The sequence below is a fragment of the Streptomyces sp. NPDC020996 genome (assembly GCF_040641355.1).
Lineage (GTDB): Bacteria > Actinomycetota > Actinomycetes > Streptomycetales > Streptomycetaceae > Streptomyces.
This window is the reverse complement of sequence record NZ_JBFADM010000019.1, coordinates 42,608-58,732: the sequence shown is the minus strand read 5'-3', so window position 1 is coordinate 58,732 and position 16,125 is coordinate 42,608. Positions and strand designations below refer to the sequence as shown.

Annotated in this window: 15 protein-coding genes and 1 pseudogene; 7 read left to right on the top strand and 9 right to left on the bottom strand. The window is 74.0% G+C overall.

Annotation, left to right across the window (positions count from 1 at the left end; genetic code table 11):
* Positions 1 to 380: 380 nt before the first annotated feature.
* The 4 genes from AB0G63_RS16230 (at position 381) to AB0G63_RS16215 (ending at position 3,613) form a co-directional block, all read left to right on the top strand.
* A complete protein-coding gene (locus tag AB0G63_RS16230) occupies positions 381 to 1,373 on the top strand; it encodes a CapA family protein (protein ID WP_360750299.1) in 993 nt (330 codons plus the stop codon).
* A 179-nt stretch (positions 1,374 to 1,552) separates the two neighbouring features.
* Positions 1,553 to 1,792 carry a hypothetical protein gene (locus AB0G63_RS16225; RefSeq protein ID WP_360750297.1) on the top strand — a complete coding sequence of 80 codons (240 nt, stop codon included), beginning with the start codon at positions 1,553 to 1,555 and terminating at the stop codon, positions 1,790 to 1,792.
* The gene (locus AB0G63_RS16220) at positions 1,789 to 3,093 is read left to right on the top strand and encodes a globin domain-containing protein (RefSeq protein ID WP_360750295.1); all 1,305 of its coding nucleotides are present in this window, start codon (positions 1,789 to 1,791) and stop codon (positions 3,091 to 3,093) included. Before AB0G63_RS16225 ends, AB0G63_RS16220 begins: the two co-directional genes overlap by 4 nt.
* Before the next feature lie 28 nt (positions 3,094 to 3,121).
* Positions 3,122 to 3,613: a hypothetical protein gene (locus tag AB0G63_RS16215; protein WP_360750293.1), complete on the top strand. Its 492-nt coding sequence runs from the start codon at positions 3,122 to 3,124 to the stop codon at positions 3,611 to 3,613.
* 156 nt (positions 3,614 to 3,769) lie between these two features.
* On the opposite strand, the gene AB0G63_RS16210 is transcribed toward AB0G63_RS16215, so the two are convergent.
* The 5 genes from AB0G63_RS16210 to egtA all read right to left on the bottom strand — a co-directional run bounded on the left by AB0G63_RS16210 (position 3,770) and on the right by egtA (position 8,485).
* On the bottom strand, positions 3,770 to 3,985 hold the full coding sequence (locus AB0G63_RS16210; RefSeq protein ID WP_324786006.1) for a dodecin: 216 nt from the start codon (positions 3,983 to 3,985) through the stop codon (positions 3,770 to 3,772).
* 135 nt (positions 3,986 to 4,120) lie between these two features.
* A complete protein-coding gene (gene egtD, locus AB0G63_RS16205; protein ID WP_360750291.1) occupies positions 4,121 to 5,083 on the bottom strand; it encodes an L-histidine N(alpha)-methyltransferase in 963 nt (320 codons plus the stop codon).
* The gene (egtC, locus tag AB0G63_RS16200; RefSeq protein WP_360750289.1) at positions 5,080 to 5,871 is read right to left on the bottom strand and encodes an ergothioneine biosynthesis protein EgtC; all 792 of its coding nucleotides are present in this window, start codon (positions 5,869 to 5,871) and stop codon (positions 5,080 to 5,082) included. Before egtC ends, egtD begins: the two co-directional genes overlap by 4 nt.
* Positions 5,871 to 7,187 (bottom strand): ergothioneine biosynthesis protein EgtB, encoded by a 1,317-nt coding sequence (gene egtB, locus AB0G63_RS16195; protein WP_360750287.1) that lies wholly within the window; start codon positions 7,185 to 7,187, stop codon positions 5,871 to 5,873. The genes egtC and egtB overlap by 1 nt, the downstream gene beginning before the upstream one ends.
* Complete coding sequence (gene egtA / locus AB0G63_RS16190) at positions 7,184 to 8,485, bottom strand: ergothioneine biosynthesis glutamate--cysteine ligase EgtA (RefSeq protein ID WP_360750285.1); 1,302 nt, start codon at positions 8,483 to 8,485, stop codon at positions 7,184 to 7,186. The genes egtB and egtA overlap by 4 nt, the downstream gene beginning before the upstream one ends.
* Before the next feature lie 290 nt (positions 8,486 to 8,775).
* Between egtA and AB0G63_RS16185 the strand changes: the two genes are divergently transcribed.
* Positions 8,776 to 9,600: a TIGR02452 family protein gene (locus tag AB0G63_RS16185; protein WP_360750283.1), complete on the top strand. Its 825-nt coding sequence runs from the start codon at positions 8,776 to 8,778 to the stop codon at positions 9,598 to 9,600.
* A gap of 48 nt (positions 9,601 to 9,648) precedes the next feature.
* Here AB0G63_RS16185 and AB0G63_RS16180 read toward each other — a convergent pair whose 3' ends face one another.
* The 4 genes from AB0G63_RS16180 to AB0G63_RS16165 form a co-directional block, all read right to left on the bottom strand.
* Entirely contained in the window at positions 9,649 to 10,095 is a 447-nt protein-coding gene (locus AB0G63_RS16180; protein ID WP_360750281.1) for a type II toxin-antitoxin system PemK/MazF family toxin, read from the bottom strand.
* A 60-nt stretch (positions 10,096 to 10,155) separates the two neighbouring features.
* The gene (locus AB0G63_RS16175) at positions 10,156 to 11,643 is read right to left on the bottom strand and encodes an SPFH domain-containing protein (protein WP_360750279.1); all 1,488 of its coding nucleotides are present in this window, start codon (positions 11,641 to 11,643) and stop codon (positions 10,156 to 10,158) included.
* Positions 11,644 to 11,823: 180 nt separating this feature from the next.
* Positions 11,824 to 12,042, bottom strand: coding sequence for a hypothetical protein (locus tag AB0G63_RS16170; RefSeq protein WP_324786014.1), 219 nt, complete (start codon positions 12,040 to 12,042; stop codon positions 11,824 to 11,826).
* 58 nt (positions 12,043 to 12,100) lie between these two features.
* On the bottom strand, positions 12,101 to 13,528 hold the full coding sequence (locus AB0G63_RS16165) for an amidase (protein ID WP_360750277.1): 1,428 nt from the start codon (positions 13,526 to 13,528) through the stop codon (positions 12,101 to 12,103).
* A 241-nt stretch (positions 13,529 to 13,769) separates the two neighbouring features.
* On the opposite strand from AB0G63_RS16165, the gene AB0G63_RS16160 reads away from it, so the two are divergent.
* Both AB0G63_RS16160 and AB0G63_RS16155 read left to right on the top strand, forming a co-directional pair.
* Positions 13,770 to 15,158 carry a glycoside hydrolase family 43 protein gene (locus tag AB0G63_RS16160; protein ID WP_360750275.1) on the top strand — a complete coding sequence of 463 codons (1,389 nt, stop codon included), beginning with the start codon at positions 13,770 to 13,772 and terminating at the stop codon, positions 15,156 to 15,158.
* Between the two features lie 69 nt (positions 15,159 to 15,227).
* Positions 15,228 to 16,099: pseudogene (locus AB0G63_RS16155) on the top strand (helix-turn-helix transcriptional regulator).
* The last annotated feature ends 26 nt before the right edge of the window (positions 16,100 to 16,125 follow it).

Sequence of the window (16,125 nt, the reverse complement as noted above, 5' to 3'; positions counted from 1 at the left end):
CTGGGCGCCGGGGCGGCCGACGGGTTCCACGTCCCGTGCCGGGCGCAGTGTCCGCGCGGGCCTCCTCCGCGGAACGGGACCGTGTCGAGTCGCGGTTCGCGGCGGGGCCGCGAGTGCGGCGCGGGAGCTCTTTCGTGGAGTGGGGCCGCGTAACCCTGCCGCCGGGGGTGCCGGCCGCCGGCCGCAAGAGCAGGCGCAGGGCGCTGGCGCTGGCGCTGGCGCTGGCGCCGGGTGCGGGAGCCCCTTCGGTCCGGCCGCGTTCCCGTCCGTCTGGAGTGACACTGGGTGCGGAGGGCCGCGCGCACGCCGTTCGGCACGCCGGTCTCGCGTTCCGGCGTCGCGGCGGGCCGCGGAGAAGAGCGGACGCGGGAGGCGGAGCCATGGCCGTCACCATCGCCCTGGCGGGCGACACCATGCTGGGCCGCGGGGTCGCCGAGACACTCGCCCACAAGAAGCCGCACCACCTGTTCAGCCCGGCGATCGAGCGGATCGCCGGAGGCGCGGACCTGTTCCTGCTCAACCTCGAATGCTGCGTGTCGGACCGGGGGTCCCGCATCGACGTGCCCGGCAAGCCGTTCTTCTTCCGCGCCCCGCCCCGGGCCGCGGCCGTGCTGGCCGACCTGGGCGTGGACGTGGCGTCCCTGGCCAACAACCACGCGCTCGACTACGGTCCCGAGGCGCTCCTCGACACCCGGGACCACCTCGGCCGGGCCGGCATCCGGACGCTCGGCGCGGGCGCCGACGTCGGGGAGGCGCGCGCCCCGCTCGTTCTGGAGGCCGGCGGGCTGCGCATCGGGATCCTCGCGGTCACCGACCATCCCCCCGAGTACGCCGCGGGCCCCGGCCGGCCCGGTGTGGCGTACGCGAACCTCTGGGACGAGGACGTGCCCGCCTGGCTCACCGACGCCGTCCGGGCCCTGGCCGCCCGGACCGACCTGGTGCTGGTCAGCGTGCACTGGGGCCCCAACATGACCAGCCGGCCCGTCGCACACGTCAGCGGCGCCGCACCCGCCCTCACCGCGGCCGGCGCCGATCTCGTCGTCGGGCACTCCGCCCACGTCTTCCACGGCTTCACCCGGCACGTCCTGTACGACCTGGGCGACTTCATCGACGACTACGCCGTTCACCCGGCCCTGCGCAACGACCTCGGCCTGCTCTGGCTGGTCACCCTGGACGAGCACGGCCCCGTGCGCACGGAGGCCGTTCCCGTCGCCCTGGACTACTGCCACACCCGCCTCGCCAACGATGCGGAGTACGCCTGGATCGCCGACCGGCTCGGCGAAGCCTGCGCCGAGCTGGGCACCCAGGGCGTCACCGACGAGGGCGACCGGCTGTCCGTCGACTGGTCCCGTTCCCTGGCCCGCGCGAGCTGACAGCACGGAATTCCATTCTCTAACAGGGCCGAACGGCACCCTTTCGAAGGTGCTTTGCTCCCTTTCGCAGGGTCTGTCGGCAGTGCCCCGACCATCCTTTCGGGTGATGTGATGCGATCACGCCCTCCGACCTCGTCCCGATGGCGTATGCACCCCCGGAGCCGATAGGAAAAGTGCCGATGTTCCGCCCAGTTGTCATCACCCCGATCGTCTGTGCCCTGGCCGCGGGCGCCGCGGCGGTGTCCTTCGCACGGGGATCGTGGCTGGGGGTGGTCTGGCTGCTGCTGGCCGGGCTGACGTCCAACATGGCCCTCTCCTACGCCCGCCGGGCCAGGTCCGCTACGCGGGCCGCCGGCGCGACCGGCGCCTGCGCGGGCGGCGGGGCATGCGGCACCTGCGTGAAGAAGGTCTGCGCATGAGCGCCGACTACCACGCCCTGCTCGCGCGCCGGGAGGCCATGCGCCTGCGTGACCGGCTGCTCGCTCCCGCGCCCGGCGCGGCACGTGCCGCCATGGGGTCGTGTTCGCCCGCACCGCGCCCCGGCGCCCGCCGGTCCGGCGCCTACGACGGAGCCGCCGACCAGGAGCTGATCACCCGGAACCTGGTGCACGTCACCCCGTTCGACCGCCTCATCGCCCACCTCTACGAGGTCATGTTCGAGCGGCACCCGTATCTGCGGAAGCTGTTCCCCGACTCGATGGAGTTCCAGCGGGTCCATCTGGAACGGGCGTTGTGGTACCTGATCGAGAACCTGCACCGCCCCGAGGAGGTGGCCGACTTCTGCACCCGGCTCGGCCGTGGCCACCGCAAACTCGGCGTGCTGCCGGTGCACCACCGGGTGTTCGAGGAGGCACTCGCCGACGCGCTGCACCGGTCCGCGGGCGGACGGCTGGGCGTGGACGTGGAGCAGGCGTGGCTGCGCATGGTCCGCTTCGCCACCACGGCGATGGCGGAGGGCGCCGACGAGGCGCTGGCGGAGCCGGCGTACTGGAGCGGCACGGTCGTCGACCACCAGCGCCGCCGCCCGGACCTCGCCGTGCTGCGCGTGCGGCCCGCCGAGCCGTACCCGTACCGCCCCGGCCAGTACGCGACCCTGGAGACGCCCCTGCTGCCGCACACCTGGCGCCCGTACTCGCCGGCCGGCCTGCCGGGCGCGGGCGGCGAACTGGAGTTCCACGTCCGGCGTACCGGCCCCGGCGGGGTGAGCGACGCGCTGGTGACGGGGACCGGCGTCGGCGACACCGTGCGCCTGGGACCTGCCCAGGGGACGACCACCCTGGACGACGGCGTCCCGCGCGACGTGCTCATCGTGGCCGGCGGCACCGGCTGGGCCACCGCCAGGGCCCTGGTGGAGGACATGGCCGAACGGCGCAGGCCGGGCCGCACCGTCCACCTGTTCCTCGGCGCCCGCACGGTCGACGACCTGTACGACGCGCCGGCGCTGACCCGGCTGGAGGGCCGCTGCCCGTGGCTGCGGGTGATCCCGGTGATCGACGACGGCCCCGGCCTGTCCGGGCACTCGCCGGTCACCGAGGCGCTGGCCGCGCACGGCGACTTCAGCGGCCACATGGCGTACGTCAGCGGGCCGCCGGGCCTGGTCACGGCCGCCGTGCGGCGGCTGGCCGAGCTGGGACTGCCGGCGGACCGCATCCGCCACGATCCGGTGGCGGCCGGGGCGCCCGCGCCGCCCGCGCTGCCGTCGACGGGCATGTCGGCGTGACGCACCGGGCGCTTCTACAGTGGGCGTTGTGACCGACAGCAGCCCACGCCCACTGGCCGTGTTCGACCTGGACAACACCCTCGCGGACACGGCACACCGGCAGTGCTACCTGGAGCGGAGACCTCGCGACTGGGACGGCTTCTTCGCCGCCGCGCCCAAGGATCCGCCGATCCCGGAGGGCGTCGCGCTGGCGCGGGAGAGCGCGGAAGAGTGCGAGGTCGTCTATCTGACCGGCCGGCCCGAGCGCTTCCGGCGCGACACGCTCGACTGGCTCGCCGCGCACGGACTGCCGGAGGGGCGGGTCCACATGCGGCGCGACGGCGACCGGAGGCCCGCCCGCCGGACCAAGCTGGAGGTCCTGCGCCGCCTCGCCGGCACCCGGGAGATCCGGATGCTGGTGGACGACGACGAGCTGGTGTGCGAGGACGCGGAGCGGGCGGGCTTCACCGTCGTCCGGGCGCGGTGGGTCGCGCCCTCCGCGGACCTGGAGACGGCGCAGGAGCAGGAGGGACGCACCTGACGGCCCCGCCCGGCCCGACCGGTCTCACCGGTCCGCCCGGTCGTCGGTCTGGTCAGTTCGTCGGGGTCGTCGATCAGGCCTGGTCGGTCTGGTCCGTCCGTGCGGTCCGTCGGTCTGGTCGGTCGGTCTCGCCGAGCCGTTACACGGTCGCCTCCGTCAGTCCGTCTCGTCCAGCCGGAAACCCACCTTCAGGCCGACCTGCCAGTGCGCGATCTGCCCCTCCTCGATCCGGCCGCGCACCTGCGTCACCTCGAACCAGTCCAGGTTGCGCAGGGTCTGCGAGGCGCGCTCGATGCCGTTGCGGACGGCCTCGTCGACGCCGTCCGGCGAGGTGCCGACGATCTCCGTGACCCGGTAGGTGTGGTTCGACATGCGGGTTGCTCCTCTCCGCCGCGTGACGGACCTGCCACGCCTGATTCCACCGTGCCGTACGGCGCGACCGGGCGCGACCGCGCCGAGGGCGTCCTCGGCGCGGCCGCGCGGGGCACCGGGCTCAGCGCGCCCGGCTCAGCGCGCCACGCTCAGCGACAGCGCGAAGCGGCCCTCGCCGTCCGTCCACCAGTGGGACAGCTCCAGCCCCGCGGCCCCGAGTTCGGCGCGCACACCCTCCTTCCGGAACTTCGCCGACACCTCGGTGCGCAGCTCCTCGCCCGCCGCGAAGTCGACGGCCAGGTCGAGTGCGGGCACCTTCACGGTCTGCGCGCGGCGCGAGCGCAGCCGCATCTCGATCCACTCGTTCTCCGCGTCCCACAGCGCCACATGGGCGAAGGCGCCGGGATCGAAGTCGGCGCCCAGTTCGCGGTTGACGACGGCCAGGACGTTCTTGTTGAACGCGGCCGTCACCCCGGCCGCGTCGTCGTACGCCCGGACCAGCACCCGCTCGTCCTTGACCAGGTCCGTGCCGAGCAGCAGCGCGTCGCCGGGCGAGAGCAGGGCGCGGACCGAGGCGAGGAAGGCGGCCCGTTCGGCGGGCAGCAGGTTGCCGATGGTGCCGCCGAGGAAGGCCAGCAGCCGGGGGCCCGGTGTCTCCGGCAGGGCCAGGCCGGCGGTGAAGTCGGCGATGAGCGCGTGGACGTCGAGTGCCGGGTGCTCGGCGATCAGGGCGTGGCCGGCCTGGGTGAGCGCGCTCTCGCTGACGTCGACCGGGACGTAGGTGCGCAGTCCGGTCAGGGCGTCGATCAGGTGGCGGGTCTTGTCCGAGGAGCCCGAGCCCAGTTCGACCAGGGTGCGGGCGCCGGTCGCCGCGGCGATCTCGGCGGAGCGGGCGAGGAGGATCTCCCGTTCCGCGCGCGTCGGGTAGTACTCGGTCAACTCGGTAATCTGCTCGAACAGTTCGCTGCCGTGGGCGTCGTAGAACCACTTCGGCGGCAGCGTCTTGGGTGTGGCGGTCAGGCCGTGCTGGACGTCGGCGCGCAGGGCTGCCTCGGTGGCGTCCTCGGGCAGGGTGCGGGTGACAAGGAACGGGCTCACGTACAGGGCTCCTTCGGTGGTGCCGGGGTCAGGGCGTCACTCGGCTCCTTGAGCGGGGTCAGCAGCACGTCGGTGCGGGTCGCCGAGAGCAGGGTGCGGTCGGGGACCTGCTGCCAGCGCGGGTCGTCGTCGTAGGGCTCGGAGGCCACGACGGTGCCGCGGCCGGGCGTCCACAGGTAGTGGAGCGCGTCGCCCCAGACGGTCGCGGTGATCGTCTCGCCGTCGGTGAGCAGCAGGTTGAGGCGGGAGCCGGGGGCCGCCGCGGCGACCTCCAGCACCGTGCCGGCCATGGCCTCGCCCGGGTCGTCGCCCGCCCGCAGCCGGGCGAGGACCAGCGCCCAAACGAACGCCGAGTCGTTGCGGGCCTCCAGCGACAGCAGGTCCTCGGCGGGCAGCGTCCGGGTCAGCGGCGCCAGCGAGCCGGGCCAGCCCGCGACCGCGCCGTTGTGGCTGAACAGCCAGGTGCCCGCGGCGAACGGCGCCGCCGCGGCCTCGGCGTCGGCCCCGGACAGCGTCGCGTCCCGTACGGCGCCCAGCACGGCGCGGCTGCGCACCACCCGGGCCAGGTCGGCGAAGGACAGGTCGGCCCAGATCGGCCCGGCCCGCCGGTACCGCGCGGGCACCGGGTCGCCGTCGGCGTACCAGCCGACCCCGAAACCGTCGGCGTTGACGGTGCCGTACCGCTGGTGCCGGGGCGCCCACGACTGGCGGTACAGGCCGTGCGGGGGTTCCACGAGGAGCCGGCCGAGCGGCTCCTCGGGCCCCAGGTACGCCACGTGCCGGCACATCAGGCGGCTTCCGAACGGGCGGTGCGGAAGCCGCTGAAGATCTGCCGCCGGATCGGATAGTCCCAGTTGCGGAACGTGCCCCGGCAGGCCACCGGGTCCACGGCGAACGAACCGCCGCGCAGCACCTTGTACTCCGGCCCGAAGAACACCTCCGAGTACTCCCTGTACGGGAACGCTTCGAAGCCCGGGTACGGCAGGAAGTCGCTCGCCGTCCACTCCCACACGTCACCCATCAACTGCCGTACGCCGTGCGGTGACTCGCCCGCCGGGTAGCTGCCGGCCGGAGCGGGGCGCAGGTGCCGCTGGCCGAGGTTGGCGTGCTCGGGCGCCGGGTCCGCGTCGCCCCACGGGTAGCGCCGCGAGCGGCCGGTGGCGGGGTCGTGGCGGGCGGCCTTCTCCCACTCGGCCTCGGTGGGCAGCCGCCGCCCGGCCCAGCGGGCGTAGGCATCGGCCTCGTACCAGCACACGTGCACGACCGGCTCGTCGGGCGGCACCACCTCGGTGACGCCGAAGCGGCGCCTGAGCCACTGCCCGCCGTCGCGGTGCCAGAACAGCGGGGCGCGCAGGGAGGTCCGGCGGACGTGGGCCCAGCCGTCGGCCGTCCACCACCGCTCGTCGTCGTAGCCGCCGTCCTCGATGAACGCCTGGTAGGCGGCGTTGGTGACCGGCGTGGTGTCGATCCAGAACGGTGCCACCTCCCGCCGGTGCGCCGGGCGTTCGTTGTCCAGGGCCCAGGGCTCGGTGCTGGTGCCCATGGTGAACGGGCCGCCCGGGACGAGGACTTCGGCCGGTCCGGTGAACGGGGGGAACGGGTCCGGGTCGGGGGCGGTCAGGACCTGCGGGCCCTTGCGGAGCTGATGGGTGATCAGCATCGTCTCGTCGTGCTGCTGTTCGTGCTGCGCGATCATCCCGAAGGCGAAGCCGGCCCGCGTCAGCCGGGTCCCGTGGAAGTCGGCGCTCTCCAGCACGTCCAGCACCCGGCCGCGCACCTCGGCCGCGTAGGCGCGGGCCTCGGCGGGCGGCAGCAGGGGCAGCCTGGGCCGTTCGGAGCGCGGATGCTCGAAGGCGTCGTAGAGACTGTCGATCTCGGGGCGCATCGCCTCCCGGCCGGCGACGGCCCGCAGCAGCCACAGCTCCTCCTGGTTGCCGATGTGCGCCAGGTCCCACACCAGCGGCGACATCAGCGGCGAGTGCTGTGCGGTCAGGTCGGGCTCGTCGACGCAGCCGGTCAGCAGTGTGGTGCGGGCGCGGGCCGTGGTGAGGGTGAGCAGGCTCCGTTCCCGCAGCGCGTCGGCGTCGAGGGAGGGGTCGGTCATGTGCGGCTGTCCTTCCCGTGGCTGCGACGGCCGGTGCCGTGCAGGTGGTCGAGCAGGTCGTCGGCGGGGCAGCGGCCCGGTGCGACGTAGCGCTCCAGGTACTCCGTGACGGCGTGCGTCACCTCGGCGCCGGCCCCGAGCCGGGGCAGGGCCTCCAGCGCCGCCGTGAAGCAGCCGACGGCCGCCTCGTGCAGTTCGGGGTCGGCCAGGCCCAGGCGGGCCGCGTCACTCCACAGCGGATTGTGCGGCGCGGGCCGGGCGGTGGCCCGTTCGGCCAGGGGCTTGACCATCCGGTAGGCGGTCTCGGCGGCCTCCGGGTCGTCGAACAGCGCGGCCGTCACGGCGAGCGGGACGATCCATCCGTCGTCGCCGGGCTGCGCGTCGATCATCCGCAGCTCCAGGTGGCCGCGCGGTCTGACCGGCGGGAACAGGGTCGTGATGTGGTAGTCGAGGTCCTCCCGGGTCGGCGTCCCGGATCTGGTCCATTCCCGGAACGTCAGCCCCTCGGGGACGTCCCAGGGCCCGCCCTCGCGGCGTACGCACATCACCGGCGCGTCCAGGACGTGCCGGGCCCAGGCGTCCCGCGGGTCGCCGTTCAGGCGGGGCGCGCCCGCCCGGCCGGGGCCGATCTCCATCCACCGCAGCTGGCGGGTCGAGCGCCAGCCGGTGGGCCGGCCCCCGGCCAGCGGTGAGTTGGCGAACGCGGCCAGCAGGACCGCGCCCAGCTGGTGCGCCAGCCACCAGCGCCGCCCGTGCCCGAGCGGGCCGGGCTCCTCGTACCCGGCGTCCAGGCAGACCTGGACGGAGGCGGAGGCGCACATCATGGCGCGGCCGGCCGGACCGCCCCGGTCCAGGCAGGCCTCCATGGCGTCGTAGCGCGGCTGGCGCAGGAACCGACGCGGCGGGTGCCAGGGGTCGTGGCCGATGCCGAAGAGGCCGAGGCCGTGTCCGGCGAGGACCGCGCGTACGGCGTCCAGGTCGGCGGAGACGGTGGCGATGCACTCCGTCAGCGAGGCGGCGGGAGGCGAGCTGAGCTCCAGCTGGCCGCCGGGTTCGACGGTGAACGCCGACCTCAGGGGCACGGTCCGCAGTGCGGCGTAGGCCGCCGCGAGTCGTTCGGGTGTGACGGGGAGCTGCGGTGCGCGCAGCTCGTGGACGAGCCATTCCACCTCGACCCCGAGGGCGCGCGGTGGGCCGGTCTTGAAGCAGATGCCCCTGACCAGGGCCTCCACCTCGGCTTCGGTGACTGCGGTGCGGTGTTCCGGACAGTCACCGCAGTCGCTCACTGAGTCGGACATGTCGGGATTCCTCCTGAGATTCCACGATGCCACCGATCACCCTGTGAGGCGTCCGGGCGGCGGCACCCGTCCCACCCAAAACCCTCGCGTCGATTCGCACAAGAGTGCGTACCGTTGTGTTCCGGCTCGGTAATCTCCGCCTTTCCGTCGTTTCCCACGCCTTTCCCGAGCGTTCCCGGGGCCCGTGAAACCCGGTTGCCCCGCATCACCAGCATCACCCACGATGCCTGCATGAGCACGACGGGGGAGCACGCGCGGGGCGTGGTCATGGCGTCCACGGGGGTGGCGCCATGAGCGCGCGCCTGCGCGGCATCGCGCAGCAGACGGAGCAGATCGTGGCGGCCGGGGCCTACCGCGCGCCGGGCGGGCACGAGGTGCCGCTCGCCGCGGCCGTCGAGGCCGCGCGGGCCGGCACCCGGATGTACGGCCCGGGGCCCGTGCCGGTGGTGCCGGCCGCCGGGACCGGCACGCTGGTCGAGGTCACGGGCGAGAGCAGTCTGGAGGCCGCCCGCCGCCTCGGCGCGGACACGGCCGTGCTGAACTTCGCCTCGGCCCGCAACCCCGGCGGTGGCTACCTCAACGGCGCGCAGGCGCAGGAAGAGGCCCTGTGCCGGGCGTCCGCGCTGTACGCCTGCCTGCTGCGGGCGCCGGAGTACTACGAGCACCACCGCGCCCACCGCGACCCGTTCTACACCGACCGGGTCATCCACTCACCGGCGGTGCCCGTCTTCCGGGACGACCGCGGCCGCCTGCTGGACGAGCCGTACACCGCGGGTTTCCTGACCGCCGCGGCGCCGAACGCGGGAGTCGTCCTGCGCAGGGCGCCGCAGCGGGCCGGTGAACTGCCGCGGGCGCTGGCGGTGCGGGCCGAGCGGGTGCTGGAGACGGCTGTCGCGCACGGCTACCGGCGGCTGGTGCTGGGCGCCTGGGGCTGCGGGGTGTTCCGCAACGACCCGGCGCAGGTCGCGGGCGCGTTCCGGGCGCTGCTCGGGCCGGGCGGCCGGTTCGCGGGGGCCTTCGAGCACGTGGTGTTCGGCATCCTGGACCGCACGCCGGACCGGACGGTCCGTGCGGCGTTCGTCCGGTTCTTCCCGGAGCGTCAGCTCCAGCCGTAACGAGCCTTAGCCGTGCCTCAGCCGTGCCTCAGTCGTGGTGATCGGGTGTCAGCTCCAGCCGTAGCGCTCGCGCAGCCGGTGCCGCACCAGGTCGAACCGCATCCGGTCCAGGGCGCAGGCCTCCCGGCGCATCCCGTCCTCGTGCAGCCGCAGCACCCGCTCGACGCCCACCCAGGAGTCCCGCCCGGACCGGTCCCACGGCCCGCTGCCGATCGCCACCCACTCCCGCTCGCCGTCGTGCCGTCTGCTCGTGAGCTGTACGGCGAGAAAGGTGCCGGCGGCCTCGCGGGCGACGACCAGCACGGGCCGGTCCTTGCCGCGGCCGTCGTTCTCCTCGTACGGCACCCAGGTCCAGACGATCTCGCCGGGGTCGGGGTCGCCGTCGTGCGCGGGCGAGTACTCGGTGCGCACCCTGCCGACCTGGCGGGGGTCGGCCTCGGTGGTGGCGGTGGGGCCGTGGCGGCCGGGGACGTTCTCATCGATAGACGCGGTCACGGGGGCACCTTAGAGGGTGCCCCCGTGACCTGTGCGCCGGTGTCCGCAGACCGGGCTCCGTCACTCCTCGTCGGAGTCCACCGGCACCTTCCGCGCGGGCGGGGACGCCGTCCCGTTCAGGGCCGAAGTGCCGTTCGCCGCCTGGCCGTTCTGGTTCATCGAGGCCAGCAGCTGGCGGGCGAGGCCGAGTCCGGTGCCGCCCATGGTGAGCGCCTTGGCGAACATGTCGGCCATGCCGTCGGCGCCGTTGAGCAGCACCATGTTGTCGACGTTGCCGAAGGCGGACGCGCCGGCCTTGACGATCTCCGGCCAGTTCTCGGCGAGTTGCTGGGCGACCACGGCCTCCTGGTTCTCGGCGAGGGCCGCGGCCCGCGCCTTGATGGCCTCCGCCTCCGCGAGCCCCCGCGCCTTCGTCGCCTCGGCGGCCGCCAGGCCCTTCGCCTGCGCCGCCGCGGCCTCGGCCTCGCCGGTGGCGCGGGTCGCCGCCGCCGTGGCGGCACCCCGGGCCTTGGTCGCCTCCGCCTCGGCGCCCGCGGCCGCCTTGACCCGGGTCGCCTCGGCCGCCGCCGCGAGCTCCGTCTCCTTCGCCTTCGCCTGCGCGGCCGAGATGCGCGCATCGCGCTCGGCCTCGGCCAGCGTGCGCTTCTCGTACGCCTTGGCGTCCGCGGGCTTGCGGACGTCGGCCTGGAGCTGCTGCTCGCGCCGGTGCGCCTCCAGTTCGGCCACCCGCGTCTCCTGGACGACGACCTCCTGCCGGGCGCCCGCCTCGGCGAGCGGGCCCGCCTGCCGGGCCTTCGCCGCCGCCTTGTCCCGCTCGGCCTGGTAGCCGGCCTGCAGGATCTCGCTGTCCCGGGTGGCCTCCGCCATCCGCGCGAACGACTGCTGCTCCGCCTCGGTGGCGAGCCGGTTCGCCTCGGCCTGCGCGATGCGCGCGTCCCGCTGGACGGCCGCCGCGTGCGGCATGGCGAGGTTCTGGATGTAGCCGGTCGGGTCCTCGATCTCGTGGATCTGCAGCGAGTCGACGATCAGGCCGAGCTTCTCCATCTCCGTGCCGCAGGCGGCCCGGGTCTGCCCGGTGAGCTTCTCCCGGTCGCGGATCATGTCCTCGACCGTCAACCCGCCCACGATGGACCGCAGATGACCGGCGAAGACGTTGTGCACCCGCTCCGCCATCAGCTTCTGCTGGTCCAGGAAGCGGCGGGCCGCGTTGGCGATCGACACGAAGTCGTCGCCCACCTTGAAGATGACCACGCCCCGCACCTTGAGCGGAATGCCCTGGTGGGTCACGCAGTCCACGTGCAGTTCGGTCTCGTTCAGGTCGAGCGAGAGCTTGCGCACCGCCTGCACCCCGGGCAGCACCAGCGTGCCGCGCCCGGTGACGATGCGGAATCCCATGCCCTCCTCGAGGCCCTCGGTGCGGTGCTTGGAACCCGAGATGATCAGAGCCTCGTTGGGCTCCGCGACCCGCCACATGAGCTTGAACAGACCGATCAGGACGAGGACGGCGCCTGCCGCCACCCCCGCCACGACGCCGACGATCATCGGCATACGCCCCCTTTGCATGGTGCCCTGTCGGCACCGAACGAGGGGGAGTGTGCTCCCGCCTGACGCCGCGGCGGAAGATGCCGAAGGACCCTTGTAGCAATCTTGACGCACAGGCACACGCACAGGCCCGCGCGCCGCCCTCACCTGGGCGGGAGCCGGCTCGTCCGACGGCCGGTCCGCGGCTCAGCCGTCGTACGCCTCGGTGACGTAGACCGTCCGCGGCGGCAGGTACTCCACGACCATCACGACCGTGCCCGGCTCGATACGGCCGCTGCCGGGGGCGGGATGAGCGAGGAAGTGCTCGGCCCCGCCCCGCACCCGGACCATCACCTCGCCGACGAGCCCGGGTCCGACCGTTCCGGTGACCCGCCCCACGAGCCCGACCATCGACGCATCGTCCATGGTCACAGGGTACGGGTCATCGGGTACCGGTCACCGGCTGCGGGTCACCCGAACTCGCTCACGCGGCCGGGGAGTCGGCGTCGAGGGCGGCCGGCGGCGGCCACGCCTCGTGCCAGCGCAGCTCCGCCTCCAGCTGTGCGGCCAGCGAGATCAGCAGCGGCTCGCTGCCGCCGGGGCCGAGCAACTGGGCGCCGACCGGCAGGCCGCCGGCGACGAATCCGGCCGGGACGCTGACGCCCGGCCAGCCCAGGACGTTCCACGGCCAGGCGTACGGGCAGGCGGCGATCATCGCCCGGTCGGTCGCGAAGCCGCTCAGCGACAGCAGCGCGCCGATGCGCGGCGGGGGAGCGGCCGTCGTCGGCGCGAGGACGACGTCGTACGAGCGGAAGAACCCGCCGACACGGCGCTGCAGGACCGCCTCCGCCCGCCGGGCCGCCCGCAGCGGCGCCCCGTCCAGCAGCCGGCCCAGCCGGGCGGCGTCGCGGGTGCGCCGGTCCAGCAGCGCGGGGTGCGGAGCGTCCCGCACGTGTTCGGCGATGCCGACGGTGGCGCGGGGGAGGAAGGCCAGCCCGATCTGCCCGTAGGGCGGGTCGGCCTCCTCGACCGTGTGACCCAGACCGGCCAGTTTCCCGGCGAGTTCGACGACCCGCGCCCGTACGTACGGCTGGAGCCGGGCCGGCAGGGCGGTGAACGGCGGCTTGAGGGAGAGGGCGATCCGGAGCCGGCCGGGGTCGCGGCCGGCCGCCGCGCGGGCGTCGACGGGCGCGGGCCGGTGCGGGTCGTGCGGGTGGTTGCCGCTCGCCGCGTCCAGCAGCAGGGCGGCGTCGGCGACGGTGCGGGCCAGCGGGCCGTTGACGGTGATGCCCTGGAAGGACTCGCCGCGCGGCCAGGTGGAGATGCGGCCGCGCTGCGGCTTGACGCCCACGAGGTGGGTCCAGGAGGCCGGGATGCGCACCGATCCGGCGCCGTCCGAGCCGAGCGCGGCGGGCACCAGACCGGCGGCGACCGCGGCCGCCGATCCGCCGGAGGAGCCGCCGGGGGTGTGGGCGAGGCTCCACGGGTTCCGGGTCGCGCCGAACGCCGGCCCCTCGGTGAAGGGCCACTGTCCGAACTCGCAGGTGTTGGTCTTGCCGACGATCACCGCTCCGGCCGCGCGCAGCCGCCGTACGGCCTCGCCGTCCTCGGCGACCGGCGGGAAGGCGCCGTCGCAGCCGAACGCGGTCGGCTCGCCGGCCACGTCCATGTCGTCCTTGACGGCCACCGGCACCCCGAGCAGCGGTGCGCGGGCCCCGGCGGCCAGCCGCGCGTCAGCGGCGTCGGCTTCGGCGAGGGCGGCCTCGGCCCGCACGATCCGGAACGCGTTGACGGTCGGCTGCGTCGCCTCGATCCGGGCCAGCGCCGCCTCCACCAGCGCCCGCGAGGTCACCTCCCCGGCGGCCAGCGCACGGGCGGATTCCGCGAGGCCGGGGGAACGGTCGGGCAGCATGCGGGACACCTCCGGGAGCGCGCTGTCTACCGAACAGTAACGTCTTGCGGCGCGCCCCGGTACGGGACGGCGAACGTCATTTGCTCCCACGGGAGTTGGCGCGAACGCACCGAACGCCGGACCGCTGTCCGAACCATTGACGCACACCTGCCCCACCCCTACCGTCTGATCGACTTGGCGAACCGCGTTCGATATGACGAACGCTCAGCTCTCGGTATTCGGTCGCACCAAGGAGCCGCACGTGACCCCGCACCCCTCCATCCCGTCCCGGCGCAGCCTGTTGCGCGCCGCGGCCGTCGTCCCCGTCTCGGCGCTCGTCCTGCCCACGCTGCCCGGACTGCTCGGCACGGCCGCCGCTGCCGCACCCGCCGGCGCCTCCGCCACCCGGTACACCATCGTGCCGTTCCGCAACAGCGACGACGGCACGGTCGACGTCTACCAGTCCGACGACGCCACCGACTTCCGCCTCACGCAGGCCTCCGCCTACACACCGCCGGGCAACCGGATCCGCGACGCCAGCCTCTTCCGGCACACCGACGGCTACTACTACCTCGCCTACACCACGCACACCTGGCAGGACGTCAGCACCACCATCGGCTTCGCCCGCAGCGCCGACCGCGTCGACTGGACCTTCCTGTACGACCACACCGTCCCGATCGCCGGCCTGTCCCGCGCCTGGGCGCCCGAGTGGTTCGTCGACGGCGACGGCAGCGTCCACGTCATCGTGTCCTGCTCCACCACGGACAACGAATGGATCTTCACGCCGTACCGGCTGACGGCGACCGACTCCACGCTCACCACGTGGAGTTCACCGGTAGCCCTGTCCGGCCTCGGCGCCAACCACATCGACACGTTCGTGGTGAGGACCGGCTCCCTCTACCACGCCTTCACGAAGAACGAGACGACGAAGTACATCGAGTACGCCACGGCACCGAGCCTCAACGGCCCGTACACCATCAGCCGGACGGGCGACTGGGCCGGCTGGGGCAGCTACCGAGAAGGCCCGTCCGTGATCCAACTGGACAACGGCGCCTGGCGGATCTTCTTCGACGGCTACGGCGACGGCAGGTACTACTACAGCGACAGCTACGACACCTTCGCCACCTGGAGCGCCCCGACGGCCCTGCCCACCCTCTCCGGCACGGCCCGTCACTTCACGGTCGTCAAGGAGACGGTCTCCGGCGGCCCGGTCCTGCCGAAGAACGTCACCCGTTCATTCCGGTCGGTCAACTACCCCACCCGCCACTGGCAGGAGCAGTCCGGTCTTCTCGGCCTCCCGGTGGTGACCGCCGCCAGTACGGCCGCCGAGAAGCTGGCCGCCACCTTCACGGTCGTCCCGGGCCTGGCCGACGCGAACGCCTGCTCCTTCCGCGACGCCTCCGGCAACTACCTGCGCCACTACGGCTTCCGCGGCCGCTTCGACGCCAACGACGGCACCACCACGTTCGCCCGGGACGCCACCTTTGTCGCCCGCACGGGCACCGCGTCCGGCTCGGTCCGCTTCGAGTCGTACAACTACCCCGGCCGCTACCTGCGCCACTACGACTACCAGCTGCGGGTGGACCCGGCGGACGGCACGGACCTCTTCCGGCAGGACAGCTCCTTCACACCGGTGACCGCCTGGGCCTGACCGGCCCGGGCACCGTCGTGCCGGGCGGGGGACGGCATCCCCCGGGTCCCCGCCCCGGCCGGCCGCAGAATGGACGGCATGGGCTCTGTGAAGTACGCCGAACTGGGGGCATTCCTGCGGTCGCGGCGCGAACGCATCCGTCCCGCCGACGGCGCAGGCAGCCGGCCGGCCCGCGCCGCCGGGTGCCCGGACTGCGCCGTGAGGAAGTCGCCCAGCTCGCCGGGGCGTCGGTGGACTACTACAACGAGCTGGAGCGCGGCGCGGGGTCCCAGCCGTCCGGGCAGATGATCGCCGCGCCGGCGAGGGCGCTGCGGCTGACCGCCGACGAGCGCGACCACCTGTACCACCTGGCGGCCCGCCCGGTGCCGTCGCACGGCACGGCCGCCTCGCACGTGCACCCCGGCATGCTCGACCTGCTCGGCCGGCTGACCTCCACGCCCGCGCAGGTCATCACCGACCTGCACGTGGTCCTCGTACAGAATCCGCTCGCCGTGGCGCTGCTCGGCGACCAGTCCGGGTTCCGGGGCCCGCGGGCCGGCTTCGTCCACCGGTGGTTCACCGAACCCGAGGCCCGGCGTCTGTACCCCGAGGCCGACCACGAGACGCAGTCCCGCGCCTTCGTCGCCGATCTGCGGGCGGCCGCCGCCCGCCGGGACGCGAAGGACACGGAGGTCAACGCGATGATCGCAACCCTGCTCGACGTGTCGGGCGAATTCGCCGCGCTGTGGGCGGACCACGACGTGGCGTTCCGGCGCGACGACCGCGAACGCCTCGTCCACCCCACGCTCGGCCTGATCGAGGTCAACTGCCTCAACCTGTTCTCCGAGGACGGCCGGCGGCGGCTGCTGTGGTTCACCCCCGCGGTCGGCACCGACAGCGCCGGCCTGCTCGACCTGCTCGCGGTCGTCGGCACCGAGGACATCGCCGGACCGGGCCGCTGACCACGCCCGGCCCCGGCTGCACCGGG